The 25,364-nt window shown below is 64.3% G+C and carries 27 protein-coding genes; 14 read left to right on the top strand and 13 right to left on the bottom strand.

The window, feature by feature from the left end; translation table 11 throughout:
• Window positions 1-106 precede the first annotated feature (106 nt).
• The gene (locus BM315_RS08770) at window positions 107-457 is read right to left on the bottom strand and encodes a RidA family protein (protein ID WP_090499917.1); all 351 of its coding nucleotides are present in this window, start codon (window positions 455-457) and stop codon (window positions 107-109) included.
• On the bottom strand, window positions 432-1,730 hold the full coding sequence (gene dadA / locus BM315_RS08765) for a D-amino acid dehydrogenase (RefSeq protein ID WP_090499915.1): 1,299 nt from the start codon (window positions 1,728-1,730) through the stop codon (window positions 432-434). The genes BM315_RS08770 and dadA overlap by 26 nt, the downstream gene beginning before the upstream one ends.
• 155 nt (window positions 1,731-1,885) lie before the next feature.
• On the opposite strand from dadA, the gene BM315_RS08760 reads away from it, so the two are divergent.
• Window positions 1,886-2,374 (top strand): winged helix-turn-helix transcriptional regulator, encoded by a 489-nt coding sequence (locus BM315_RS08760; protein ID WP_090499913.1) that lies wholly within the window; start codon window positions 1,886-1,888, stop codon window positions 2,372-2,374.
• Between the two features lie 87 nt (window positions 2,375-2,461).
• Here BM315_RS08760 and BM315_RS08755 read toward each other — a convergent pair whose 3' ends face one another.
• Window positions 2,462-2,815: a YkgJ family cysteine cluster protein gene (locus BM315_RS08755; RefSeq protein ID WP_090499911.1), complete on the bottom strand. Its 354-nt coding sequence runs from the start codon at window positions 2,813-2,815 to the stop codon at window positions 2,462-2,464.
• A gap of 174 nt (window positions 2,816-2,989) precedes the next feature.
• On the opposite strand from BM315_RS08755, the gene BM315_RS08750 reads away from it, so the two are divergent.
• Entirely contained in the window at window positions 2,990-4,303 is a 1,314-nt protein-coding gene (locus BM315_RS08750) for an NAD(P)/FAD-dependent oxidoreductase (protein WP_090499909.1), read from the top strand.
• Between the two features lie 16 nt (window positions 4,304-4,319).
• Here BM315_RS08750 and BM315_RS08745 read toward each other — a convergent pair whose 3' ends face one another.
• Entirely contained in the window at window positions 4,320-4,565 is a 246-nt protein-coding gene (locus tag BM315_RS08745; RefSeq protein WP_090499907.1) for a DUF1127 domain-containing protein, read from the bottom strand.
• A gap of 179 nt (window positions 4,566-4,744) precedes the next feature.
• On the opposite strand from BM315_RS08745, the gene BM315_RS08740 reads away from it, so the two are divergent.
• Window positions 4,745-6,169 carry an aminotransferase-like domain-containing protein gene (locus BM315_RS08740; protein WP_090499905.1) on the top strand — a complete coding sequence of 475 codons (1,425 nt, stop codon included), beginning with the start codon at window positions 4,745-4,747 and terminating at the stop codon, window positions 6,167-6,169.
• Here the strand turns inward: BM315_RS08740 and BM315_RS08735 are convergent.
• Window positions 6,166-7,329, bottom strand: a complete 1,164-nt coding sequence (locus BM315_RS08735; protein WP_090499903.1) for an MFS transporter — start codon at window positions 7,327-7,329, stop codon at window positions 6,166-6,168. The genes BM315_RS08740 and BM315_RS08735 overlap by 4 nt on opposite strands.
• Before the next feature lie 139 nt (window positions 7,330-7,468).
• On the bottom strand, window positions 7,469-8,962 hold the full coding sequence (locus BM315_RS08730) for an aldehyde dehydrogenase (protein WP_090499902.1): 1,494 nt from the start codon (window positions 8,960-8,962) through the stop codon (window positions 7,469-7,471).
• A 232-nt stretch (window positions 8,963-9,194) separates the two neighbouring features.
• Here BM315_RS08730 and aptA point away from each other — a divergent pair, with 232 nt between their 5' ends.
• Complete coding sequence (gene aptA / locus BM315_RS08725; protein ID WP_090499899.1) at window positions 9,195-10,532, top strand: omega-aminotransferase AptA; 1,338 nt, start codon at window positions 9,195-9,197, stop codon at window positions 10,530-10,532.
• A gap of 21 nt (window positions 10,533-10,553) precedes the next feature.
• Window positions 10,554-10,919: a cupin domain-containing protein gene (locus tag BM315_RS08720; RefSeq protein ID WP_090499896.1), complete on the top strand. Its 366-nt coding sequence runs from the start codon at window positions 10,554-10,556 to the stop codon at window positions 10,917-10,919.
• 234 nt (window positions 10,920-11,153) lie between these two features.
• Here the strand turns inward: BM315_RS08720 and rpmG are convergent, their stop codons facing one another.
• Both rpmG and rpmB read right to left on the bottom strand, forming a co-directional pair.
• Entirely contained in the window at window positions 11,154-11,309 is a 156-nt protein-coding gene (gene rpmG, locus BM315_RS08715) for a 50S ribosomal protein L33 (protein WP_090499893.1), read from the bottom strand.
• Between the two features lie 10 nt (window positions 11,310-11,319).
• Window positions 11,320-11,556: a 50S ribosomal protein L28 gene (rpmB, locus tag BM315_RS08710; protein ID WP_090240685.1), complete on the bottom strand. Its 237-nt coding sequence runs from the start codon at window positions 11,554-11,556 to the stop codon at window positions 11,320-11,322.
• A gap of 360 nt (window positions 11,557-11,916) precedes the next feature.
• On the opposite strand from rpmB, the gene BM315_RS08705 reads away from it, so the two are divergent.
• Window positions 11,917-13,506, top strand: coding sequence for an ABC transporter substrate-binding protein (locus BM315_RS08705; protein WP_090499891.1), 1,590 nt, complete (start codon window positions 11,917-11,919; stop codon window positions 13,504-13,506).
• Window positions 13,507-13,581: 75 nt separating this feature from the next.
• On the opposite strand, the gene radC is transcribed toward BM315_RS08705, so the two are convergent.
• Window positions 13,582-14,256, bottom strand: coding sequence for a RadC family protein (gene radC / locus BM315_RS08700; RefSeq protein WP_090499888.1), 675 nt, complete (start codon window positions 14,254-14,256; stop codon window positions 13,582-13,584).
• A gap of 187 nt (window positions 14,257-14,443) precedes the next feature.
• Here radC and coaBC point away from each other — a divergent pair, with 187 nt between their 5' ends.
• From coaBC to argB, 4 genes are all read left to right on the top strand, one after another.
• Window positions 14,444-15,652, top strand: a complete 1,209-nt coding sequence (gene coaBC, locus BM315_RS08695) for a bifunctional phosphopantothenoylcysteine decarboxylase/phosphopantothenate--cysteine ligase CoaBC (RefSeq protein ID WP_090499885.1) — start codon at window positions 14,444-14,446, stop codon at window positions 15,650-15,652.
• Window positions 15,653-15,682: 30 nt separating this feature from the next.
• A complete protein-coding gene (gene dut, locus BM315_RS08690) occupies window positions 15,683-16,138 on the top strand; it encodes a dUTP diphosphatase (RefSeq protein ID WP_090499880.1) in 456 nt (151 codons plus the stop codon).
• Between the two features lie 1,194 nt (window positions 16,139-17,332).
• Window positions 17,333-18,727 carry a phosphomannomutase/phosphoglucomutase gene (gene algC / locus BM315_RS24835; protein WP_212632944.1) on the top strand — a complete coding sequence of 465 codons (1,395 nt, stop codon included), beginning with the start codon at window positions 17,333-17,335 and terminating at the stop codon, window positions 18,725-18,727.
• Between the two features lie 24 nt (window positions 18,728-18,751).
• Complete coding sequence (gene argB / locus BM315_RS08680) at window positions 18,752-19,657, top strand: acetylglutamate kinase (RefSeq protein ID WP_090500133.1); 906 nt, start codon at window positions 18,752-18,754, stop codon at window positions 19,655-19,657.
• Window positions 19,658-19,796: 139 nt separating this feature from the next.
• On the opposite strand, the gene BM315_RS08675 is transcribed toward argB, so the two are convergent.
• Both BM315_RS08675 and pyrE read right to left on the bottom strand, forming a co-directional pair.
• Entirely contained in the window at window positions 19,797-20,390 is a 594-nt protein-coding gene (locus BM315_RS08675; protein ID WP_090499874.1) for a DUF4124 domain-containing protein, read from the bottom strand.
• 25 nt (window positions 20,391-20,415) lie between these two features.
• A complete protein-coding gene (pyrE, locus tag BM315_RS08670; protein WP_090499872.1) occupies window positions 20,416-21,057 on the bottom strand; it encodes an orotate phosphoribosyltransferase in 642 nt (213 codons plus the stop codon).
• Window positions 21,058-21,150: 93 nt separating this feature from the next.
• Between pyrE and BM315_RS08665 the strand changes: the two genes are divergently transcribed.
• Window positions 21,151-21,930 carry an exodeoxyribonuclease III gene (locus BM315_RS08665; protein WP_090499869.1) on the top strand — a complete coding sequence of 260 codons (780 nt, stop codon included), beginning with the start codon at window positions 21,151-21,153 and terminating at the stop codon, window positions 21,928-21,930.
• Between the two features lie 60 nt (window positions 21,931-21,990).
• Here BM315_RS08665 and BM315_RS08660 read toward each other — a convergent pair whose 3' ends face one another.
• Together BM315_RS08660 and rph are read right to left on the bottom strand one after the other, a co-directional pair.
• The gene (locus BM315_RS08660) at window positions 21,991-22,362 is read right to left on the bottom strand and encodes a DUF4870 domain-containing protein (RefSeq protein WP_090499867.1); all 372 of its coding nucleotides are present in this window, start codon (window positions 22,360-22,362) and stop codon (window positions 21,991-21,993) included.
• Window positions 22,363-22,486: 124 nt separating this feature from the next.
• Window positions 22,487-23,209 carry a ribonuclease PH gene (gene rph / locus BM315_RS08655; RefSeq protein WP_090499865.1) on the bottom strand — a complete coding sequence of 241 codons (723 nt, stop codon included), beginning with the start codon at window positions 23,207-23,209 and terminating at the stop codon, window positions 22,487-22,489.
• A 140-nt stretch (window positions 23,210-23,349) separates the two neighbouring features.
• On the opposite strand from rph, the gene BM315_RS08650 reads away from it, so the two are divergent.
• From BM315_RS08650 to rpoZ, 3 genes are all read left to right on the top strand, one after another.
• A complete protein-coding gene (locus BM315_RS08650; RefSeq protein WP_090499863.1) occupies window positions 23,350-24,213 on the top strand; it encodes a YicC/YloC family endoribonuclease in 864 nt (287 codons plus the stop codon).
• 69 nt (window positions 24,214-24,282) lie between these two features.
• The gene (gene gmk / locus BM315_RS08645; RefSeq protein WP_090499861.1) at window positions 24,283-24,903 is read left to right on the top strand and encodes a guanylate kinase; all 621 of its coding nucleotides are present in this window, start codon (window positions 24,283-24,285) and stop codon (window positions 24,901-24,903) included.
• Between the two features lie 159 nt (window positions 24,904-25,062).
• Complete coding sequence (gene rpoZ / locus BM315_RS08640; RefSeq protein WP_090499859.1) at window positions 25,063-25,326, top strand: DNA-directed RNA polymerase subunit omega; 264 nt, start codon at window positions 25,063-25,065, stop codon at window positions 25,324-25,326.
• Window positions 25,327-25,364: the final 38 nt, after the last annotated feature.

Below are 25,364 nucleotides of genomic sequence, written 5' to 3'. Positions count from 1 at the left end.
CTTCTTGTCGTTTAATCGCGGGTACAGGGCACGCCTGCCCCCATGGTTGCAAAAAAAGCCCGGCGGGACAGCCGGGCGAAAGCCAACACACTATCAGGCCAGACGCCTACTGCGCCGCCACCACGGTCATCTCCACCAGCACCTCGGGCCGGTACATCTTCGCCTCGACGCAGGCGCGGGCCGGCGCGTGGCCTTCGGCGACCCAGGCATCCCAGACCTGGTTGAGGCCGGCGTAATCGCGCGCCATGTCCTTGAGGTAGATGGTCACCGAGAGGATGCGCGACTTGTCGCTGCCGGCCTCGGCCAGCAGCGCGTCGATGCTGGCCAGGGTCTCGCGGGTCTGCTGCACGATGTCGCCACCGTGATCATCCGCCAACTGCCCGGCCAGGTAGACCGTGCCATTGTGGATATTGATTTCGCTGTACCGGGTTTCAGTGCGCAGGCGCTGGATTGGCATGTTTCGGGGTCTCCTGGGAACGGCTGTAACGGAAGATATCCAGACCTTCGGCGCTGATCTGCGGGCGTTTCTTGCTGATCAGGTCGGCGAGGAAACGGCCAGAGCCGCAGGCCATGGTCCAGCCCAGTGTGCCGTGACCGGTGTTCAGGAACAAATTGCTGAAAGCGGTAGCGCCGACGATAGGCGTGCCGTCAGGCGTGGCTGGACGCAAACCGGTCCAGAACTCGGCCTGCCCGAGGTCGCCGCCTTGCGGATAGAGGTCGGCGGTGATCATCTCCAGGGTCTCGCGGCGACGCGGATTCAGGCTCAGGTCGAAACCGGCGATTTCCGCCATGCCGCCCACACGGATGCGGTTGTCGAAGCGGGTGATGGCGACCTTGTAGGTTTCATCGAGAATGGTCGAAGTCGGCGCCATGTCACCGTTGCTGATCGGCACGGTCAGCGAATAACCCTTGAGCGGGTAGATCGGCGCGCGAATGCCCAGTGGCTTGAGCAACTGCGGGCTGTAACTGCCCAGCGCCAGCACGTAGCGGTCGGCGGTTTCCAGCTTGCCATCGATCCACACGCCGTTGATCCGGTCGCCGGCACTGTCGAGACGCTCGATGGTCTGGCCGAAACGGAATTCGACACCCAGCTGCCTGGCCATCTCGGCCAGCTTGAGGGTGAACATCTGGCAGTCGCCGGTCTGGTCGTTGGGCAGGCGCAGAGCGCCGGCCAGCTTGTGCTTGACTGCCGCCAGGGCCGGTTCGACGCGGGCAATGCCGTCACGGTCGAGCAATTCGAAGGGCACGCCGGACTGCTTGAGCACGGCGATGTCCTTGGCCGCGTTGTCGACCTGCGCCTGGGTGCGGAACAGCTGGGTGGTGCCCAGGCTGCGGCCTTCGTAACCGATGCCGGTCTCGCTGCGCAGTTCGTCGAGGCAGTCACGGCTGTACTCGGACAGGCGGACCATGCGCTCCTTGTTCACCGCGTAACGGCTGGCGGTGCAGTTGCGCAGCATCTGCGCCATCCACAGGTATTGGTCGATATCGGCAGTGGCCTTGATCGCCAGCGGCGCGTGCTTCTGCAGCAACCACTTGATGGCTTTCAACGGCACACCCGGCGCCGCCCAGGGCGAAGCGTAGCCCGGGGAGACCTGACCGGCGTTGGCGAAACTGGTTTCCATGGCAGGGCCGTCCTGACGGTCGACCACCACCACCTCGAAACCCTGACGCGCCAGGTAGTACGCACTGGCCACACCCACTACACCACTACCCAATACCAGAACCCGCATCGTCATCTCCTCGCCGCGACTATGCGCTGGCGCTTTTTATCTTGAGCGTTGATGCGCGCAGTATATGGAGCATTAGCCAGTGCCTTTCACTATATATAGGACTATATTTGGCGAGAATTCTTGGCAAAAACCGCCTCTACGGAGGGGCATCCCCCATGCGTACCCAGCATCAGAGCCGCCGCGAACTGGACAAGATCGACCGCAACATCCTGCGCCTGCTGCAGGAGGACGGGCGCATCTCCTTCACCGAACTGGGCGAGCGGGTCGGCCTGTCGACCACCCCCTGCACCGAGCGGGTGCGGCGCCTGGAGCGCGAGGGCATCATCATGGGCTACCACGCCCGCCTCAACCCGCAGTACCTCAAGGCCAGCCTGCTGGTATTCGTCGAGATCAGCCTGGACTACAAGTCCGGCGACACCTTCGAGGAATTCCGCCGCGCCGTGCTCAAGCTGCCGCATGTACTGGAGTGCCACCTGGTCTCCGGCGACTTCGACTATCTGGTCAAGGCGCGGATCAACGAGATGGCCAGCTACCGCAAGCTGCTCGGCGACATCCTGCTCAAGCTGCCGCACGTGCGCGAGTCGAAGAGCTATATCGTCATGGAAGAGGTCAAGGAGAGCCTGAGCCTGCCGATTGCGGAGTGACGCGAGCTGCAAGCGAATCAGGATGGGCCCCGTCGGGGGGCTTTTCCGCTCTTACTTGCAGCTTATGGCTTATGGCTTGCCACTGCCCTACACCAACACCTGGCGGGTCGTGGCTATCAGCCGGTGCACCTGGTGCTCGACCTGCGCCTCGACCGGCGTCTCCGGCCCGCGGCCATGGGGACAGGGCAGGCTTTTGCTGGTGCCGAACAGGCGACAGATCAACGGTCGCTGGTCATACACCTCACAGCCCTGCGGCCCGAGGTGCACACAATTCAGCTCGGCCAGCGCGGCATCATGCGCGGCGTCGCTTTTCACCGGCAGGCGAGCCATCTCCTCGGACGAGGCGGTGACCGGCCCGCAACAGTCGTGACAGCCGGGCACGCAGTCGAAGCGCGGAATCTGCAAACGCAGCTGATCGATCTTGCGGCTGGTACAACTCATCGCTAGCGTCCTGTGGAAGTCCCGCCCATCTTAACCCCGCCTGCGGCCAATCGCGGCAGAACGGCCTGACCAGCCGACGGGAATCCACTTTTTTGCGCCTCCCCCTTGGCGACAGGCAGAGCCCGCGCTTATCCTGCGTAAAAATTTCCACACATAATAATCAGGATTTAACACATGAACGCCCGCGTTCACCAACCGATCCACAGCGCCCAGCACCCCGCCTCCTATTACGCCGCCAGCATCAACCGGCAACTGGCCTACCCGCCCCTGCGCGGCGAGCTCAGCGTCGACGTGTGCATCGTCGGCGGCGGCTTTTCCGGGCTGAACACGGCCATCGAACTGGCGCAGAAAGGCTTCTCGGTGGCGCTGCTGGAGGCGCACAAGATCGGCTGGGGCGCCAGCGGGCGCAACGGCGGCCAGTTGATCCGCGGGGTCGGTCATGGTGTCGAGCAGTTCGAGTCGATCATCGGCGCAGGCGGCGTGCGCGAACTCAAGCTGATGGGCCTGGAAGCCGTGGAAATCGTCCGCCAGCGGGTCGCGCAGTTCGCTATCGACTGCGACCTGACCTGGGGCTACTGCGACCTGGCGAACAAGCCCAGCCACCTGGAGGGCTTCGCCGAGGACATGGCCGAGCTCAAGGCTCTCGGCTACCGGCACCAACTGCGTCTGCTGCAACCCGAGCAGATGCATGAGGTGGTGGGCTCCGAGCGCTACGTCGGCGGCCTGATCGACATGGGCTCCGGCCACCTGCACCCGCTCAACCTGGCCCTGGGCGAAGCGGCGGCCGCCCAGTCACTGGGCGTGCAGTTGTTCGAAGATTCGGCGGTGACGCACATCGACTATGGCACCACGGTCAAGGTGCACAGCGCCCAGGGCGTGGTGCGCGCGGCTCATCTGGTGCTCGGCTGCAACGCCTACCTGAATGGCCTGAACACTAACCTGGGTGGCAAAGTGCTGCCCGCCGGCAGCTATGTGATCGCCACAGAACCGCTGTCCGAGGCCCAAGCCCGGGCACTGATCCCGCAGAACATGGCGCTGTGCGACCAGCGGGTGGCCCTCGACTACTACCGCCTGTCCGCCGATCGACGCCTGCTATTCGGCGGCGCCTGCCACTATTCGGGGCGCGATCCGGCGGACATCGCCGGTTACATGCGGCCGAAAATGCTGGCCGTGTTCCCCCATCTGAAGGGTGTGAAGATCGATTACCAGTGGGGCGGCATGATCGGCATCGGTGCCAACCGCCTGCCGCAGATCGGCCGGCTCAAGGATCAGGCCAACGTCTACTATGCCCAGGCCTATTCCGGCCACGGCGTCAACGCCACCCACCTGGCCGGCAAGCTGCTGGCCGAGGCCATCGCCGGCCAGGCCAGCCACGGCTTCGACCTGTTCGCCCAGGTGCCGCACATGACCTTCCCCGGCGGTCAGCACCTGCGCTCGCCATTGCTGGCCCTGGGCATGCTCTGGCACCGGCTCAAGGAGCTGATCTAACAGCCGTCAGCGGCCTTCAGAGCTTCCAGAACGGCCGCAACACCTCCGCAAGCGCCTGCTCGCGGGTAATGCCGACATCCTTGAGTTGTGCGGCATCCAGTTCGAGCAACGCCCGCCGCGTGCTCAGGCGCCGCCACCAGCGCTGCCAGCGCGACGCTTCTGGCGCGCTGGCCTGCGGGCGGGCGTCGACCAGCCGCGGTTGACCGTCAATCAAGAGTTCCCGCTGACGCAACGTCAGCCTTGTATCACTGAGCCCATTCATCTCGTCCTCCTGCCTGAACGCGCATTGGAGCCAATGATGAACGGCCGGAAAAAAGCATGACAGACTCAAAAATCTCTTATTAACTACATACAGATGGCGCTTCAAAGCCTCTGAATCATCAATTCATGCGGAATCTGTATTGCTTACTCAATGAACAGTGGACAATCAGGGCAACTGTAATGAACCTCTACATCAACCTGGCCGAGCAACTCGGCGCCCGCATCGAGCAAGGCCTGTACCGCCCGGGCGAGCGCCTGCCCTCGGTGCGCGCCCTCAGCCTCGAACACGGCGTCAGCCTGAGCACGGTGCAACAGGCCTACCGCCAACTGGAAGACCGGGGCCTGGCTACGCCGCGGCCGAAGTCCGGCTATTTCGTGCCGCTCACTCGCGCAAAGCCGGCACTGCCGATGGTCAGTCGCGCCGCGCAACGGCCGGTGGACGTGTCGCAATGGGATCAGGTGCTCGAACTGATCAGCCTGTCGCCCAGCCGCAGCGACATGATCCAACTGGGCCGTGGCCGCCCTGATGTCAGCAGCCCGACGCTCAAACCCCTGCTGCGTTCGCTTTCCCGCCTGGGCCGCAGGCAGGACCTGAACAGCCTCACCTACGGCTGCATTTATGGCGACCAGGGCCTGCGCGAGCAGATCTCGCGACTGCTGCTCGACTCGGGCTGCCAGATTCCCTATCAGGACATCGTCATCACCACCGGTTGCCACGAAGCGCTGTCCGCCGCGATCCGCGCGACTTGCCAACCCGGCGACATAGTTGCGGTCGATTCGCCGAGCTTCCACGGCGTCATGCAGGCGCTGAAAGGCTTCGGCATGAAGGCGCTGGAATTGCCCACCGACCCGCTCACCGGGATCAGCCTGGAGGCCCTGGAGTTGGCTCTCGAACAATGGCCGATCAAGGCCATCCAGTTGACGCCGACCTGCAACAACCCGCTCGGCTACATCATGCCGGACGCCAACAAGCGGGCCCTGCTCGCCCTGGCGCAACGCTACGACGTGGCGATCATCGAGGACGACGTCTACGGCGAACTGGCCTACAGCTACCCGCGTCCGCGCAGCATCAAGTCCTATGACGAAGACGGCCGCGTGCTGCTCTGCAGCTCCTTTTCCAAGACCCTGGCGCCCGGCCTGCGCATCGGCTGGATCGCCCCCGGCCGCTACTTCGATCGCGTACTGCACATGAAATACATGGGCACCGGCACCACCGCGCAACTGCCGCAACTGGCCCTGGCGGAATACCTCGAGGCCGGCCACTACCAGCCGCATCTGCGGCGCATGCGCAGCCAGTACGCCCGGGGCCTGGAGCAGATGATCGACTGGGTCAGCCGTTATTTTCCGCCCGGCACGCGGGTCAGCCGGCCGCAGGGCAGCTTCATGCTCTGGGTCGAGCTGGATCCGGGCTTCGACAGCCAACGGCTGAACCGTGAACTGCAACCGCACAAGGTGCAAATCGCCCCGGGCAGCATCTTTTCCGCCGCCGGCAAATACCGCAACTGCCTGCGCATCAACTACGCCGCAAAACCCAGCGCAGAGATCGAGCAAGCCGTGCGCCGGGTCGGCGAAAGCGTCGCCGAACTGCTGGCGGAGCTGGGCTAGTCGCCGCGCGCCGGTTCGGCCGTGCCGAACTGGTCATCGACACCCTGACCACGCCAGGCCAGCACCACGAACACGGCGGCGCCCAGCGCCATCAGCAGCGGCAACGCATGGCCGCTGACCCACTGACTGGCCGCACCGGTGGCCAGCGGCCCGAGCAGACAACCGATGCCCCACAGCTGCGCGACATGGGCATTGGCGCGCACCAGCTCGTCGTCACGGTAGCGCTCGCCGATCAGGATCAGCGACAGGGTGAACAAGCCGCCGGCGCTGGCGCCGAACAGCACCAGCAGCGGCCAGATCAACGGCGTATGCAGCAGCAGCGGAATCGCCAGACTGGATCCCAGCAGAATCACCCCACAGCCGCGGAACAGGCTGCGCCGCGACATGCGGTCGGCCAGCAAACCGATCGGCAGCTGCAGGGCGGCGTCGCCGACCACCACCACGCTGACCATCAGCAGCGCCACTTCCTGGGTGAAACCCTGGCGCAGGCCGTAGATCGGCAACAGGGTCAGCATCATCGCCTCGAAGCCGGCGAACAGCATCACCGCCCAGGCGATGGCCGGCAACTTGCGGCAGAACGCCGGCAGGCCGCGGCCCGAGGCGCTGTGTGCGTCCACCCGCGGCGCGCCCGTGCGCCCCAACAGGATCAGCGAACCGCCGATCAGCAGGCCTACGCCGGCCCAGAAACCCAGGTCGGTACCGGTGCCCAGGGCGGTGAGCAGCAGCGGCCCACACAGTTGGCTCAACGCATAACCGGTGCCATACAGGGCGACCAGGCGGCCGCGCCACTTTTCCACCGCCAGCTGGTTGATCCAGCTCTCGCCGAGGATGAACACCACGGTCAACGCCACGCCGATCAGCAGGCGCAACAGCAGCCATACCGCATAGCTCTGCATCAGCGCCAGCAGCCCCACGGACAGGGCGCCGACCAGCAGGCACAGCTGCATCAGCCGGGTGGTGCCGAAGTACGCCGCCAACCGACCCGCCAGGGACGCGCCGAGCAGCACGCCCACCGCCGGGGTCGCCGCCATCACGCCGATGGCAAAGGAATCGTAACCCCAGCCCTCCAGGCGCAGCGACACCAACGGCATGGTCACCCCGAGGGCCAGACCGATGCTGATCACCGCCGCACAGACCGCGAAATAGGTACCCCAACGCATTGCCAGACTCCTTTATGTCGTGGCCCGGTACAAAACAAAACGGCCGGGCTTCCCAAGGAAACCCGGCCGCAGGTGTGGCTCATTCGAGCCGGCCCTCCTCGCGGAGAGCGGACCTTTTAGGGCGATTATCCGCCCGGGATCAGAGTTTGATCCACGTCGCTTTCAATTCGGTGTACTTGTCGAAGGCGTGCAGCGACTTGTCGCGGCCGTTGCCCGACTGCTTGAAGCCGCCGAACGGTGCGGTCATGTCGCCGCCGTCGTACTGGTTGACCCAGACGCTGCCGGCGCGCAGGGCCTTGGCGGTCAGGTGAGCCCTGGACAGGTTGCTGGTCCAGACCGCCGCGGCCAGGCCGTAGGGCGTGTCGTTGGCGATGGCCACCGCCTCCTCGGCATTGTCGAAGCCGATCACCGAGAGCACCGGGCCGAAGATTTCTTCCTGGGCGATGCGCATGGCGTTGTTCACCCCGTCGAAGATGGTCGGCTCGACATAGGTGCCGCCGCTCTCCTCCATCACCCGCTTGCCACCGGCCACCAGTTTGGCGCCGTCGTCATGGCCGGCCTGGATGTAGCTCAGCACGTTGTTCATCTGGGTGGTGTCGACCAGCGCACCGACGTTGGTTGCCGGGTCCAGCGGGTTACCGGGCTTCCAAGCCTTGATCGCCTCGACCACCATGGGTACGAAGCGCTCCTTGATCGAGTTCTCCACCAGCAGGCGCGAACCGGCGGTGCAGACTTCGCCCTGATTGAAGGCGATGGCGCCGGCCGCGGCTTCGGCGGCGGCCTGCAGGTCAGGGGCGTCGGCGAAGACGATGTTCGGGCTCTTGCCGCCGGCTTCCAGCCAGACGCGTTTCATGTTCGACTCGCCGGCGTAGACCATCAGCTGCTTGGCGATCTTGGTCGAGCCGGTGAACACCAGGGTGTCGACGTCCATATGCAGGGCCAGGGCCTTGCCGACGGTGTGGCCGAAGCCCGGCAGGACGTTGAACACGCCCGCCGGAATGCCGGCCTCGATGGCCAGTTGGGCGATGCGGATGCCGGTCAGCGGCGACTTCTCGGACGGTTTCAAGATCACCGAGTTGCCGCTGGACAGGGCCGGGCCGAGCTTCCAGCAGCTCATCAGCAACGGGAAGTTCCAGGGCACTATGGCGGCGACCACGCCGATCGGCTCGCGGGTGACCAGGCCCAGTTCGTTGTGCGGGGTGGCGGCCACCTCGTCGTAGATCTTGTCGATGGCCTCGCCGCTCCAGCGGATCGAGCGCGCGGCGCTGGAAACGTCGATGCCCAGGGCATCGCTGATCGGCTTGCCCATGTCGAGGGTTTCCAGCAGCGCCAGCTCTTCGCCGTGCTGCTCGATCAGGTCGGCGAAACGGATCATCACGGCCTTGCGCTTGACCGGCGCCAGACGCGACCAGATGCCGGAATCGAAGGTTTTGCGGGCGTCCTGCACCGCCAGCTCGGCATCGGCCAGGTCGCAACTGGCGACTTCTGCCAGCATGCGCCCGTCCACCGGGCTGATGCAGGCGAAGGTCGCCCCGGAAACCGCCGCACGGTATTCGCCATGAATAAAGGCACGGCCTTCGATCTTCAGGGTCTTGGCGCGCTGTTCCCAGTCGGCACGAGTCAGGCTAGTCATTCGAGCATCCTCTATCAGTAAAAAGTGCCGCGGCTTCGGCGCGCGCACTGTCAATAATTCTGCAAGGCCTGTTAGGGCCAAATCCTGCTGGCAACACTAAACCAGAGGGCCGCACCTTTTCAATATTTTTTACAAAGCCCGACAAACCCCCTTGTCATGTTCGTTTTATTAAACATAGACTGCGCGAAATCGCTTCCCAGCCTCCCTCTTTCAACGCGATTGGATAACCAGCATGGCCCTCGACCACAGCCCGCACGTGAACGATAAAAACCACAGCTTCGACGACTTCTGGATGCCCTTCACCGCCAATCGTCAATTCAAGGCCAAACCGCGCCTGCTGGACAGCGCCGACGGCATGTATTTCACCAGCGACGACGGCCGTAAAGTATTGGACGGCACCGCCGGGCTTTGGTGCTGCAACGCCGGCCACGGTCGTCGGGAAATCACCGAGGCGGTGAGCCGGCAGATCGCCAAGCTGGACTTCGCCCCGACCTTCCAGATGGGCCACCCGCTGCCGTTCGAGCTGGCCAGCCGCCTGGCCGAGATCGCCCCGGCAGGACTGAACAAGGTGTTCTTCACCAACTCCGGCTCCGAGTCGGTCGACACCGCGCTGAAGATCGCCCTGGCCTACCAGCGCGCCATCGGCCAGGGCACGCGCACCCGCCTGATCGGCCGCGAGCTGGGCTACCACGGCGTCGGCTTCGGCGGCATCTCGGTCGGCGGCATGCTCAACAACCGCCGCGCCTTCCCCCTGCAACTGCCCGGCGTCGACCACCTGCCGCACTGCCTGGACATCGCCCGCAACGCCTTCAGCCGCGGCCTGCCGGAGTTCGGCCTCGACAAGGCCGACGAACTGGAGCGTCTGGTCAGCCTGCACGGCGCCGAGAACATCGCCGCGGTCATCGTCGAACCGATGTCCGGCTCGGCCGGGGTGATACTGCCGCCGGTGGGTTATCTGCAGCGCCTGCGCGAGATCACCCGCAAGCACGGCATCCTGCTGATCTTCGACGAGGTCATCAGCGGCTTCGGCCGCGTCGGCCAGGCCTTCGCCGCCCAGCGCTGGGGCGTCACCCCGGACCTCATCACCACCGCCAAGGGCCTGACCAACGGCGCCATCCCGATGGGCGCGGTATTGGTCGACGAGCAGATCCACGACGCCTTCATGCAGGGCCCGGACGGCATCGAACTGTTCCACGGCTACACCTACTCCGGCCATCCGGTCGCCTGCGCCGCAGCCCTGGCGACCCTGGACATCTACCGGCGCGACAAGCTGTTCGATCGCGCCATCGAGCTGGAAGACTACTGGCAGGACGCCCTGCACAGCCTGCGCGACCTGCCGGGCGTGATCGACATCCGCGCCATCGGCCTGGTCGGCGGCGTGCAACTGGCGCCGAGCAGCCACGGCGTCGGCAAACGCGGCTACCAGGTGTTCGAGCAGTGCTTCCACAATGACCTGATGGTGCGGGTGACCGGCGATACCCTGGCCATGTCGCCGCCCCTGATCGTCGAGAAGGCCCAGATCGACAGCCTGGTCGAGAAGCTCGCCGACGCGATCCGCACCGCCCACTAACCGCCAGCCACGGAAGCCCCCATGAACATCGACCAGATCCTCGACTTCGCCCAAGCCAACACCGTACCCGAGCACTACCGCCCGGCGCCGGAAAAAATCCTCAAGGGCGACCCCGAGCAAAGTGTGCGCAACCACTATGGCAGCCCCTGCGGCCAGTTCAACGCCGGCATCTGGGAGGGCGCGGTCGGCCAGTGGACGGTTGACTACAGCGAACACGAATACTGCGAAATCCTCCAGGGCGTGTCCGTGTTGCGCGATCAGGACGGCAACGCCAAGACCCTGCGCGCCGGCGACCGCTTCGTCATCCCCGCCGGGTTCGCAGGCACCTGGGAAGTGCTCGAGCCCTGCCGCAAGGTCTACGTGATCTTCGAGCAGGCCGCGCGCTGACCGACTCTATTCATGCGTCACCCTTTAGCCCGCCCTGTGCGGGCTTTTTTTCGCCCAGACAGGCGGCCAGGTCGCACCGGGCATGCACGGGCGCACCTCGGATGGAAGACCCCGGCTTGCCGCCCGGGGCGCGCTCGACAGCGTGGCCGCAGCCCGCCCAGCCGCCTGGCGATAAATCGCCGGCATGAAAAAGCCCGCCATACGGCGGGCTTTTTCGACAAGAGCCAGGATCAATTACTTGATCTTGCCTTCCTTGTAGATCACGTGCTTGCGTACAACCGGATCGAATTTTTTAATTTCGATTTTGTCCGGCATGGTGCGCTTGTTTTTGTCGGTAGTGTAGAAATGACCAGTACCGGCACTCGAGATCAAACGGATCAATTCGCGCATGACTTACTCCTTAAACCTTTTCGCCGCGAGCACGCAGCTCGGACAGAACGACGTCAATACCACGCTTGTCGATGCAACGCATGCCCTTGGCGGAAACGCGCAGACGCACGAAACGGTTCTCAGACTCGACCCAGAAGCGGTGATGCTGCAGGTTCGGCAGGAAACGACGACGGGTTTTGTTGTTTGCGTGGGAAATGTTATTCCCGGTTACCGGACCCTTACCGGTAACTTGACAGACTCTCGACATGCCTCAGCCCTCTAAAACCACATGCCCAACCCGGCATGGGTTGGCCGCTTAAACTCAATATCATTGGCGCTCGGCGCCGCGTATCTCGAGGGTCTTACCAGCCGCACAGCAAAGCGCAAGAACCGGGCCCCTACAAAAGAGCGCTGCTTTATACCAGAAAGCCCGGCGAGCAACAAGGCTAAACACACTTTCAACTCGCACGCAGGCGGCGCAACATCGGCCTCCAGGCCACAGGCGCAGGTGCCGGCGGCAGTCTACCGCTCGTCGCCAAGTCCGCTGTTCCAGCCGCGCGTTATGCTCTAGGGTAAACCCTTTACCAGCGCGCCCATGGGCACGCACCGCACTATCAAGGAGTGAGCCATGCGCCTCGTCACCCAAACATTTCTATTGACCAGCCTGCTCAGCCCGCTATTGGCGCAGGCGGCCACGCTCAGCGTCTGCACCGAAGCCAGCCCGGATGGCTTCGACGTGGTGCAATACAACTCGCTGACCACCACCAATGCCTCGGCCGATGTATTGATGAACCGCCTGGTGGAGTTCGATGCAGGCAGCGGCCAGTTGCTGCCCAGCCTGGCGCAAAGCTGGGACGTCAGCGAGGACGGCCTGAGCTACAGCTTTGTCCTGCGCGAGGATGTCGCCTTCCACGAAACCGACTACTTCAGCCCCAGCCGCCCGCTGACCGCCGACGACGTCTTGTTCAGCTTCCAGCGCATGCTCGAGCCGACCCACCCCTGGCACAAGGTTGCGCCCAGCGGCTATCCACACGCCCAGTCGATGCAACTGCCCAGCCTGATCACGCGCATCGACAAGCTCGGCGAACACGCCGTACGCTTTACCCTGAGCCGCCCCGACGCCACCTTCCTCGCCACCCTGAGCATGGGCTTCGCCTCGATCTACTCCGCCGAATACGCCGACCAGTTGCTCGCCGCCGGCACTCCGGAGCGGCTCAACAGCCAGCCGATCGGCAGTGGCCCCTTCGTCTTCAAGCGCTTCCAGAAGGACGCGGTGGTGCGCTATGACGCCAACCCCGAGTATTTTGCCGGCACGCCGGCGGTGGACCGCCTGGTGTTCGCCATCACCCCGGACGCCAACGTGCGCCTGCAGAAGCTGCGCCGCGGCGAATGCCATATCGCCCTCTCGCCCAAGCCGCAGGACGTGCGGGCCAGCACCGCCGACGCCGAATTGAAGAACGTGCACACGGCGGCCTTCATGACCGCCTTCGTCGGCATCAACAGCCAGCATGCGCCGCTGGACAAGGCCGCCGTACGCCAGGCGATCAACCTGGCCTTCGACAAAGCCAGCTACCTGCAGGCGGTGTTCGAAAACAGCGCCGAGGCGGCCAACGGCCCCTATCCGCCCAACACCTGGAGCTATGCCGCAGAATTGCCCGGTTATGCCCACGACCCGGCCAAGGCCCGCGCCCTGCTGGCCGAGGCCGGCTTACCCGACGGCTTCAAGACCAGCATCTGGACCCGCCCCAGCGGCAGCCTGCTCAACCCCAACCCGAGCCTCGGCGCCCAGCTGTTGCAGGCCGACCTGGGCAAAGTCGGCATTCAGGCCGAGATCCGTGTGATCGAATGGGGCGAACTGATCCGCCGCGCCAAGGCCGGCGAACACGACCTGCTGTTCATGGGCTGGGCCGGCGACAACGGCGACCCGGACAACTTCCTCACCCCGCAATTCGCCTGCGCCTCGCTCGAGTCGGGACTGAACTTCGCCCGCTACTGCGACCCGCAACTGGATCAGTTGATCGCCGCCGGCAAAACCGCCGGCGACCAGGCGCAGCGCAGCCACCTGTATAAGGAAGCGCAGCGGATCATTCAGCAACAGGCGCTCTGGCTGCCCCTGGCCCACCCGACCGCCTACGCCCTGCTGCGCAAGGAAGTCGAGGGCTATCAGGTCAGCCCCTTCGGCCGCCAGGATTTCGCCAAGGTGCGCCTGGCGCCCTGACGGTCGCCAAGCTGCCGAGCCGCGATGCCGAGCTTCGCGGCGTTCAGTCCCGTGGTGTAGATGTCGGCGCCCCGGCTACAGCCAGCCGTACTCGGCCATCGACAGCGGCTCGCCATCGCCGACGATGAAGTGGTCGAGTACCCGCACATCGACCAGCTCCAGGGCTTCCTTCAGGCGCTTGGTCAGCACCCGGTCCGCCTGGCTCGGCTCGGCCACGCCCGAGGGATGGTTATGGGTCAGGATCAGCGCCGCGGCATTGTGCGCCAGGGCACGCTTGACCACCTGACGGGGATAGACGCTGGCGCTGTCGATGGAGCCGTGGAACAGCGCCTCGAAGGCCAGCACTCGATGCTTGGCATCGAGAAACAGGCAGCCGAACACCTCATGGGGCTCGTGCCGCAACAGGGCCTTGAGGTAGTCGCGCACCGCCTGCGGACTCTCCAGCGCCGAATCGCGGCGCAACTGCTCGGCCAGATGGCGGCGGGCCATCTCCAGCACCGCCTGCAACTGGGCGAACTTGGCCGGCCCCAGCCCCAGACGCTGGCTGAAAGACGGCAAATCCGCCTGCAGCAGAGCGCGCAGCCCACCGAAGTCAGCGAGCAGATGACGCGCCAGATCCACCGCGCTCTGCCCGGCCACACCGGTGCGCAGGAAGATCGCCAGCAATTCGGCGTCGGTCAGGGTAGCGGCCCCTTGGGCCAGAAGTTTCTCCCGCGGGCGTTCCGCCGCAGGCCAATCGCGAATGCTCATAGCACCTCCATGTCGAGCCCTGAGCCTGCCGAGCCTGAAACAGCCCTTACGGGCCGGGCCTGACAAGCTCCCAGTGCCGCTTTTCCGCTGCGGCTGCTGTGCTATCTTAGCCCATCCTTTTGCGCGGCGACTGGCCTGGGGAGGCGTCACCGCCGCGGCGCACATCCACCTAAGACAAGGCAGGCCTATGCAGCGGCTATATCGAAAACGCATCGTTGTCGGCGTGGGCGGCGGCATTGCCGCCTACAAGAGCGCAGAGCTGGTTCGCCGCCTGCGCGACCAGGGTGCAGACGTGCATGTGGTCATGACCCGCGGCGGTCGCGAATTCATCACCCCATTGACCCTGCAGGCACTGTCAGGCCATCCGGTTCACCTGGATCTGCTCGACCCCGCTGCCGAAGCCGCCATGGGTCATATCGAACTGGCGCGCTGGGCCGACCTGGTGCTGATCGCCCCGGCCACCGCCGACCTGATGGCGCGCCTGGCTCAGGGTGTCGCCGACGACCTGCTGACCACCCTGGTCCTGGCCACCGACGCCCCGGTCGCTCTGGCGCCGGCGATGAACCAGGCGATGTGGCGCGACCCGGCCACCCAGGCCAACGCCCGACTGCTCGGCGAACGCGGCCTGCGCCTGTTCGGCCCGGCGGCAGGCAGCCAGGCCTGCGGCGATGTCGGCCTCGGCCGCATGCTCGAAGCCGACGAGCTGGCGCAATGCGCCGCCGATTGCTTCCAGAACCAGGCCCTGACCGGCAAGCACGTGCTGATCACCGCGGGGCCGACTCAGGAAAATATCGACCCGGTGCGTTACATCACCAACCACAGCTCCGGCAAGATGGGCTTCGCCCTCGCCGAAGCCGCCGCCGAAGCCGGCGCCAAAGTGACCCTGATCAGCGGCCCGGTGCATCTGCCGACCCCGGACCGGGTCAGCCGCATCGACGTGGTCAGCGCCCGCGACATGCTCGCCGCCTGCGAAGCCGCCATGCCCTGCGACCTGCTGATCGCCGCTGCCGCCGTCGCCGATTACCGCCCGGAAGTGGTCGCACAGCACAAATTGAAGAAAGACCCCAGCAGCGGCGACGGCCTGCTCCTGCAAATGGTGCGCAACCCGGATATCCTCGCCACGCTGGCAGGGCGCGCCGACCGACCGTTCAGCGTCGGTTTCGCGGCCGAGACCGAGAACCTGCTGGGCTATGCCTCGCGCAAGCTGCAGGACAAGAACCTCGACCTGATCGTCGCCAACGACGTGGCCAACCCCAGCATCGGCTTCAACAGCGAGGAAAACGCCATCACCATCATCGATCGCGACCTCCAGCAAAGCAGCTTCGCCCAGACCAGCAAAGGCAAGATCGCCCGCCAACTGGTGGCCTTTATCGCCGACCGCTTGCACCGCGCCTGATGCCCTCATTCACCGACCGCAGAGCCTGACATGCACGCCTTACAAGCCAAAATCCTCGACCCGCGCCTGGGCAGCGAATTCCCCCTGCCGCAGTACGCCACCCCTGGCTCCGCCGGCCTCGACCTGCGCGCCATGCTCAAGCAGGAACTGATCCTCGAACCCGGACAAACCGTGCTGATTCCCACCGGCCTGTCGATCTATATCGGCGACCCCGGCCTGGCGGCGCTGATCCTGCCGCGCTCAGGCCTCGGCCACAAACACGGCATCGTCCTCGGCAACCTGGTCGGCCTGATCGACTCGGACTACCAGGGCGAGCTGATGGTGTCCTGCTGGAACCGTGGGCAAAGCGCCTTCAGCATGGCCATCGGCGAGCGCATCGCCCAGCTGATCCTGGTGCCGGTGGTGCAGGCGCACTTCGAGCTGGTCGAACAGTTCGACGAGAGCTCGCGCGGCAGCGGCGGCTTTGGCCATTCCGGCAGTCACTGAAACCGCCAGCAGGATGAACCGCCAGGGAGACGTTCGATGAAAGGCTTCAAGCGCACTGCCAAGGATGCCAACGCCGCCAGCACCGGCAAACAGACCGCCAGCGCCCTGTTCCCCGGCCTGCTGGCCGCCATCGGCGGGCTGATTGTGGCCGGTGCGCTGCTCTGGTTCGGCCTGTTCAACAGCGTGCAGCAACAACAACAGGAGCAACTCGCCCAAGCCTGGGGCGGCGCGCAGGCCGCCGCGCTGCAACAGGCATTGCGCCAGCTGGCCGCCGACACCCGCGCCGCGGCGCGCAACCCCGAGCTGCTGCAGGCCGTGCAAAGCGGGGACAACCAACAGCAGCGGGCGGCCGAAGGCAATCTGCGCTACTGGGATGGGGTGATCGACGCCCATCTCAATGCCCGCGGCGAAGCCGTCCAGGACATGGGCCGGGACGCGCCGATGAACTTCGCCGCACTGGACATGCTGCGCCGCGTGGAAAACGGCCAGACGCCCGCTGCCGAGGCCTACAAGATCGACCAACGCTGGCTGGTCTACAGCGCCGCGCCCGTGCGCCAGAGCGATGATCAACCGGCACAGGGCACCCTGCTGCTGGCGGTCGAGCTGAACCGCCTGCTGGCCAGTTTGCCGCCACTACCCGCCGAGGTCGGCCAGCTGCAACTGATCCAGCAATTCGGCAGTTCCGCCGGCCAGTTGCTGGCGCAGCGCGGCCAGGCCCAGGGCGACGCGCAACGCTTCGATAGCGGCAACCCTAACTGGCAGCTTGGCTTTACCCCGGGCCCGCACCTGAGCGCATCGCCCTTCTCGCCCGCACTGCCCGGCCTGGCGACGCTGCTCGCACTGGCGGGCGCCCTGCTCGGCCTCTACCTGGTGTACAGCGGCCAGCAACGCCGCCTGGACAAGGATGTCTCGCAACTTGATCAACTGGTGAAAGAACTCTCAGCCGGTAAAGTCGTCAAAGCATTCAGCCTGAGCCTGCCGGCGCTCGATAACCTGGCACAATCCCTGGCCCGCCTGCCGCACCGCGCCAGTCCGCCAGCGCAAACCCACGAGAGCACCAGCAACGCTTCGCCCGCAGCGGAGCCTGACCAGACCGCCGGGCTGATCGATCCGCTGTTTCAAGACACCGATATCCTCGATATCGACATTCTCGACGAAGACCAGGATCTCCTGGGATTGGAGCCCCCCCCCGTCATGAGTACCCAGCAAATCGCGCCAAAACTACCCGCCGACATCTTCCGCGCCTACGACATTCGCGGCGTGGTCGGCAGCAGCCTGACCGCAGAAACCGCTTACTGGGTCGGCCGCGCGATCGGCTCGCAGAGCCTGGCGCAGGGCGAGCCGAACGTCGCGGTGGGCCGCGATGGCCGCCTATCCGGTCCGGAACTGCTGCAGCAACTGATTCAGGGCCTGCTCGACTGCGGCTGCAACGTCAGCGATGTCGGCATGGTGCCGACCCCGGTGGTCTACTACGCCGGCCATATCCTCGCAGGCAAATCCGCGGTGATGCTCACCGGCAGCCACAACCCGCCGGATTACAATGGCTTCAAGATCGTCATCGCCGGCGACACCCTGGCCAACGAACAGATTCAAGCCCTCAAGGCGCGTATCGACAGCAACGACCTGGCCAGCGGCGTCGGCACTGTCGAGCAGGTCGATGTGCTGGAGCGCTACTTCAATCATATTCGCGACGACATCGCCATGGCCAAACCCATGAAGGTGGTGGTCGACTGTGGCAACGGCGCCGCTGGGGTGATCGCCCCGCAACTGATCGAAGCCCTGGGCTGCACGGTGATCCCGCTGTTCTGCGAGGTCGACGGCAACTTCCCCAACCATCACCCGGACCCGGGCAAGCCGGAAAACCTGGTCGATCTGATCGCCAAGGTCAAAGAAGAGCAGGCCGACCTCGGCCTGGCATTCGACGGCGACGGCGACCGGGTCGGTGTGGTGACCAACAAAGGCACCATTATCTACCCGGACCGCCTGCTGATGCTGTTCGCCAAGGATGTGGTGTCGCGCAATCCCGGTGCCGACATCATCTTCGACGTCAAATGCACCCGCCGCCTGACCCCGTTGATCAGCGGCTACGGCGGTCGCCCGGTGATGTGGAAAACCGGTCACTCGCTGATCAAGAAAAAGATGAAGGAAACCGGCGCCCTGCTGGCCGGCGAGATGAGTGGGCATATCTTCTTCAAGGAGCGCTGGTTCGGCTTCGACGACGGTATCTACAGCGCCGCCCGCCTGCTGGAAATCCTCAGCCAGGACAAGCGCGATGCGGAACTGGTGTTCAGTGCCTTCCCCAACGATATTGCCACCCCGGAAATCAATATCCAGGTTACCGAACAGAACAAGTTCGGCATCATCGACAGCCTGCAACGCGACGGCCATTGGGGCGAGGCCAACCTCACCACCCTGGATGGTGTGCGCGTCGACTACCCCAAGGGCTGGGGTCTGGTGCGCGCCTCCAACACCACGCCGATGCTGGTGCTGCGTTTCGAGGCCGACAGTGACGAAGAACTCGAACGCATCAAGGGCGTCTTTCGCGCCCAGCTATACAGCGCTGCACCCGATATCACCTTGCCGTTTTGATTGAGATTAGCCATGGAGACCCGCATGACCCTCGAACGTGATGCCGCCAGTAACGTCGCCAAAGTTCTGTCCGAAGCGCTGCCGTACATCCGCCGCTTCGTCGGCAAGACCCTGGTGGTCAAGTACGGCGGCAACGCCATGGAAAGCGACGAGCTGAAAACCAACTTCGCCCGCGACATCGTGCTGATGAAGGCGGTCGGCATCAACCCGGTGGTGGTGCATGGCGGCGGCCCGCAGATCGGCGACCTGCTCAAGCGCCTGTCGATCGAGAGCCACTTCATCGACGGCATGCGCGTGACCGATGCGCAGACCATGGACGTGGTGGAGATGGTCCTCGGCGGCCAGGTCAACAAGGACATCGTCAACCTGATCAACCGCCACGGCGGCAGCGCCATCGGTCTGACCGGCAAGGACGCCGAGCTGATCCGCGCCAAGAAGCTCACCGTGACCCGCCAGACGCCCGAGATGACCCAGCCGGAAATCATCGACATCGGCCACGTCGGCGAAGTCACCGGGGTCAATACCGAGCTGCTCAACATGCTGGTCAAGGGTGACTTCATCCCGGTGATCGCGCCGATCGGGGTCGGCGCGGAGGGCGAATCCTACAACATCAATGCCGACCTGGTCGCCGGCAAGGTGGCCGAGGCCTTGAAGGCCGAGAAACTGATGCTGCTGACCAACATCGCCGGCCTGCTGGACAAGCAGGGCGAGGTGCTCACCGGCCTGACCACCGAACAGGTCGACGGCCTGATCGCCGATGGCACCATCTACGGCGGCATGCTGCCGAAGATCCGCTGCGCCCTCGAAGCGGTGCAGGGCGGCGTGACCAGCGCACACATCATCGACGGCCGGGTGCCCAACGCGGTGCTGCTGGAAATCTTCACCGACAGCGGTGTCGGTACGCAGATCTGCAACCGCAAGCGCCACTGAGCGCATCCGCTCGCACAGACCACGGCCTGCCTATATTCATGGAGCGGGCTCCAGGGTAGTCCGGGAGAGGGTTTCCCGGATTGCGCCCAGGCTTATCCAGCTACGACGCTGCAGAGAATCTGCCGGCTCGGACAGCCTCCTAGCGCCGCCTGCCCAGCAGTTCGGCGAGACGCTGGCGATCGGCGGCAAAGCTGTCCTGGGCCTGTTTGCGCGCTTCCTGGTAGCGGGCAATGTCCTTGTACTGGCGCAGCTGTTCATCCTTCTGATTGTCGATCTGCGCCAGCAGATGCTCCGGTACGGCGCGCCCGGCACGCTCATGATCCGCCGCCTGGCTCTGCAGGTTGCCCTGCTGCATGCGCGCCGATTGCAGATTGCTGCGCGCCACGCCGATCAACCCATCCAGCTCGGCCAGCTTGCGATCACGGGCCCGATCGATGTCTTCGGGTGTGCTGTACAGGCGCAATAACTGGGCATCGGAGTTGGCACGGGCCTTGTCAGCCAGCAAGCGCTGCATCTCCTCGGCGCTCGGGGCCGGCGGAATGACCTTGATCACCCGCCCCTGATCATTGAGTACCTCATAGCCCTTGCCGATGAACTCCGGCGGCACGCCCTGACGACCGAGCACGGTAACGCCCTGATCATCGGTATAGCGATACAACTCAGTGGCGCCCGCAACAATCGGCAGCAGCAAACCGAACAACAGCGAACAGCGGAGCAGAGTCGGCTTGCGCATCGAGACAGCACCCTAAGTCGAGGAGTCAGATTCCATATTCGGCGCGGTAGGCTTGCACCGCCGGCAGATACTGCTTGAGTTCGGCATCGTCTGCCAGGTATTCCAGCACCAGCTCGAGCGACACGATGCTCACCACCGGCATGCCGAAATCGCGCTCGACCTCCTGGATCGCCGACAACTCGCCCTGACCACGTTCCTGACGATTCAACGCAATCAGCACGCCCGCGGCTTGCGCGCCCTGGGCCTGGATGATCTGCATCACCTCGCGGATCGCCGTGCCGGCAGTGATCACGTCGTCGACGATCAGCACCTTGCCAGCCAGCGTCGCACCGACCAGGCTGCCGCCTTCGCCGTGGTCCTTGGCCTCCTTGCGGTTGAAACACCAGGGCACATCGCGCTGATGATGCTCGGCCAGCGCCACCGCGGTGGTCGCCGCCAACGGGATACCCTTGTAGGCCGGGCCGAACAACACATCGAAGGGAATACCGCTGTCGACCACCGCGGCGGCGTAAAAGCGCCCCAGCCGGGCCAGCGCCAGACCGCTGTCGAACAGCCCGGCATTGAAGAAGTACGGGCTGATACGCCCCGACTTGAGGGTGAACTGACCGAAGCGCAGAACCCCGCGCTCAATGGCAAAACGAATGAAGTCGCGCTGGTACGCTTGCATGAAAAGTCCCGGACGGCACGGATTTAGCTAGGAATTTAGCTTATTGGAGACGAGCTCGGGTATCATACACGCACGTGTTTTTAGGGGCCATTTATGCGGATCATCAGTGTGAACGTGAATGGTATTCATGCTGCAGTCGAGCGCGGTTTGCTCAGTTGGCTGCAAGCACAGAATGCCGACGTCATCTGCCTGCAGGACACCCGCGCCTCCGCCTTCGAACTGGACGACCAGGCCTTCCAACTGGATGGCTATTTCCTCTATGCCTGCGATGCCGAAGTACCAAGCCAAGGTGGCGTGGCACTGTATTCGCGGTTGCAACCCAAGGCGGTAATCAGCGGTCTCGGCTTTGAAATGGCCGATCGCTACGGGCGCTACCTGCAGGCCGATTTCGACAAGGTGAGTATCGCCACCCTGCTGCTGCCATCCGGGCAGGGCGGCGACGAGAGCTTGAATCAGAAATTCAAGTTCATGGACGACTTCACCCATTACCTGGACAAGCAACGGCGCAAGCGTCGCGAGTACATCTATTGCGGCTCGCTGTACGTGGCGCACCAGAAGCTCGATGTGAAGAACTGGCGCGACTGCCAGCAATCACCGGGTTTCCTCGCTCCGGAGCGGGCCTGGATGGATGAAGTGATCGGCAGCATGGGCTACGTCGATGCCCTGCGCGAAGTCAGCCGTGAGGGCGACCAGTTCAGTTGGTGGGCGGACAGCGAGCAGGCCGAACTGCTCAACCTGGGCTATCGCTTCGACTACCACCTGCTCACCCCCGGCATGCGCCGCAGCGTGCGCACCGCGCGCCTGCCGCGGCAGCCACGCTTCTCCCAGCATGCGCCGCTGATCGTCGATTACGACTGGATTCTCAGCGTCTAACGCGACCAGCAGAAACAATAAAGCCGGCATCCGCCGGCTTTGTTGTTTCTGCTGCGAGGCTTACTTCACCAGGCGCCAGCTGAAGGGGTAGCGATACGCCTGGCCTTCGTTGGCCTTGATCCCGGCGATAATGGTCAGCACCAGAGCGCCCACCCCCACCAGCACCAGCAGCGGGAAGCCGATCACTACCACCATCAGCAGGAAGCACAGCACCACCGCCAATGACACGCTGATCTGGAAATTCAATGCTTCCTTGCCCTGCTGGTCGACGAAAGGGTCGAGATCCTTCTTGATCTGCCAGATAATCAACGGCCCGAGCAGATTACCGAAGGGGAACGCCAGCCCCAGGAACGCGGCGAAGTGACAGAACATCGCCCACTGACGGGCCTCCTGACCGGGTGTCGGCACCGGGGTTTGCATGTTTTCGTCCATCGTTACCCTCCTTAGCAGATCGCTGCAAAACCATTATGCCCATGTGACGTTATAGTCGATTCCACCCCAACCGGACGGCTCCGCCCGGTCGGCGCTCGCGCCGGTGCTCAACGGCCAATCAGTTCTAGTCGGCCAATGCCGCCAGCTGCAACTCGAACAGTTCATTCACGCCTTTTTGCGCCAATGCCAGCATCGCATTCAACTCCTGCGGCTGGAACGGCGCGCCTTCGGCGGTGCCCTGCACCTCGATGAAACCGCCGGCACTGGTCATCACCACGTTCAGGTCGGTTTCCGCGGCGGAGTCTTCCAGGTAATCCAGGTCAAGCACCGGCTCGCCCTGGTACATGCCGACCGACACCGCGGCGATCATCTGCTTGAGCGGATCGCCGCCCTTCAGGCCGCCACGTTTCTTGATCGCTTTCAGCGCGTCGTTCAGCGCCACCATGGCGCCGGTGATCGATGCCGTACGGGTACCACCATCGGCCTGGATCACGTCGCAGTCGACGTACAGGGTGTTTTCGCCCAGCTTGCTCATATCCAGCGCGGCGCGCAGCGAGCGGCCGATCAGGCGCTGGATTTCCAGGGTGCGTCCGCCCTGCTTGCCGCGGCTGGCCTCGCGCTGGTTACGCTCGCCGGTGGCGCGTGGCAGCATGCCGTACTCGGCGGTCAACCAGCCCTGGCCCTGGCCCTTGAGGAAGCGCGGCACGCCCGACTCGACGCTGACCGTGCAGATCACCTTGGTGTCGCCGAATTCCACCAGCACCGAGCCTTCGGCATGCTTGGTGTAGTTGCGGGTGATACGGATCGAGCGCAACTGATCGGCGCTGCGGCCACTGGGACGTTTCATCGAGGAATACCTGCTCTGAATAGAAATCTGCGGGCCATTATAGGGGCCGCACGCCAGCAACGACATGCCGAATTGGGAGCGGCCGACGCACTGCGCTACAATCTCGCGCCTTTCGTACCGACTTTCCGCGAGGTTCGCCCATGATCCACAGCATGACTGCCTTCGCCCGCGCCGAGCAGGCCGGAACCAATGGCACCCTGAGCTGGGAACTGCGCTCGGTCAATCACCGCTATCTGGAGCCGCACCTGCGTCTGCCGGAAAGCTTCCGCGACCTCGAAGGCGCGGTGCGCGAGGCGCTGCGCAATGGTCTGTCGCGCGGCAAAGTCGAATGCACCCTGCGCTTCGCCGAAGACAGCGCCGGCAAACCGCTGCAGGTGGATCACGAACGCGCCGCCCAACTGGTCGCCGCCGCCGAGAGCGTCGCCAGCCTGATCAAGCACCCGGCGCCACTCAATCCGCTGGAAGTCCTGAGCTGGCCAGGGGTATTGGTCGCCGACGCCGCCGACCCGCAAGCACTCAACAAAACCGCCCTGGGCCTGTTCAAGCAAGCACTGGACGAGCTCAAGCAAAGCCGCTCGCGCGAAGGCATCGAGCTGGCCAAACTGCTCAACGAGCGCCTGGACAGCATTGACGGCGAAGTCGCGGCCCTGCGCGAACTGGTGCCGCAGATGCTCGCCACGCAACGGCAGAAAATCCTCGACCGCAGCGCCGAGCTGCAGGCCGAACTCGACCCACAGCGCCTGGAGCAGGAACTGGTGATGCTCGCGCAGAAAAGCGATGTCGCCGAAGAGCTGGATCGCCTGAGCACCCACGTCAGCGAAGTGCGCCGCGTACTCAAGAGCGGTGGCGCAGCCGGCCGGCGCCTGGACTTCCTGATGCAGGAACTCAACCGCGAAGCCAACACCCTCGGCTCCAAGGCCTTCGACACCCGCAGCACCCAGGCGGCGGTCAACCTCAAGGTACTGATCGAGCAGATGCGCGAACAAGTGCAGAACATCGAGTAAAAACTACTGCGCCAGCTCGCTACGTTTTTAAAGACTTCATTGAAAAACAGCCAGTCCCGGGAAACCCTTATGGCCATCACCACCGGCACCCTCTATATCATTTCCGCCCCGTCCGGCGCCGGCAAGACCAGCCTGGTCAAGGCGCTGATCGACAGCGAGTCGCAGATTCGCGTGTCGGTCTCCCACACTACGCGCGCCATGCGCCCTGGCGAGGTGGAAGGGGTGAATTACCACTTCGTCGGCCGCGAGCAGTTTCACGCGATGATCGACAACAGCGAACTGCTCGAGCACGCCGAAGTCTTCGGCAACCTCTACGGCACCTCGCAAGCCTGGGTCGAGCAGACGCTTCGCGACGGCTTCGACCTGATTCTGGAAATCGACTGGCAGGGCGCCCAGCAAGTACGCCGCCTGATGCCCCAGTCCAGGTCCATCTTCATCCTGCCGCCGACCCAGGAGGCGCTGCGCCACCGCCTGACCAACCGCGGCCAGGACAGCGGCGAGATCATCGAGCAGCGCATGCGCGAGGCGGTCAGCGAGATGAGCCACTACGTCGAATACGATTACCTGCTGATCAACGACGATTTCGCTCACGCGCTCAGCGACCTGAAGGCCATCTTCCGCGCCAACCAGCTGCTGCAAAGCCCGCAACAACAACGCCACCGCGGTCTGCTCAGCGAGTTACTGGCTTAGTGGCAGCTGCAGGCTGTAAGCTGCAGGAGCGGCGGTGTTTGGGTATTTTCTTGCCGCCTGTAGCTTAAAGCTTGCGGCTGCCCCGTGGGCGTAACTAAACTACTCAGTCCGCTCGCCCCTCTGGGCCGGCCTTATTTTGCATTCGCTACGAGGAAGACCATGGCTCGCGTTACCGTCGAAGATTGCCTGGAACACGTTGAGAACCGTTTTGAACTGGTCATGCTCGCCACCAAGCGTTCGCGCCAGCTCGCCACCGGCGGCAAAGAGCCGAAGCTGGCGTGGGAAAATGACAAGCCCACCGTGGTCGCTCTGCGTGAAATCGCCGCGGGCATGATGAGCTACGACGTCATCGCCCAGGACGAAATCATCGAAGAAGAGCCGCTGTTCGCGGCCTTCGAGGATGAGGCCAACGAGCCTCTGTAAGCCTATGCCTGGTCGACGTCATACGGCGCAGGGTCACA

The organism is Pseudomonas borbori (assembly GCF_900115555.1).
In the GTDB taxonomy this organism is placed as follows: domain Bacteria; phylum Pseudomonadota; class Gammaproteobacteria; order Pseudomonadales; family Pseudomonadaceae; genus Aquipseudomonas; species Aquipseudomonas borbori.
This window is presented reverse-complemented; position numbering and strand designations above follow the sequence as displayed.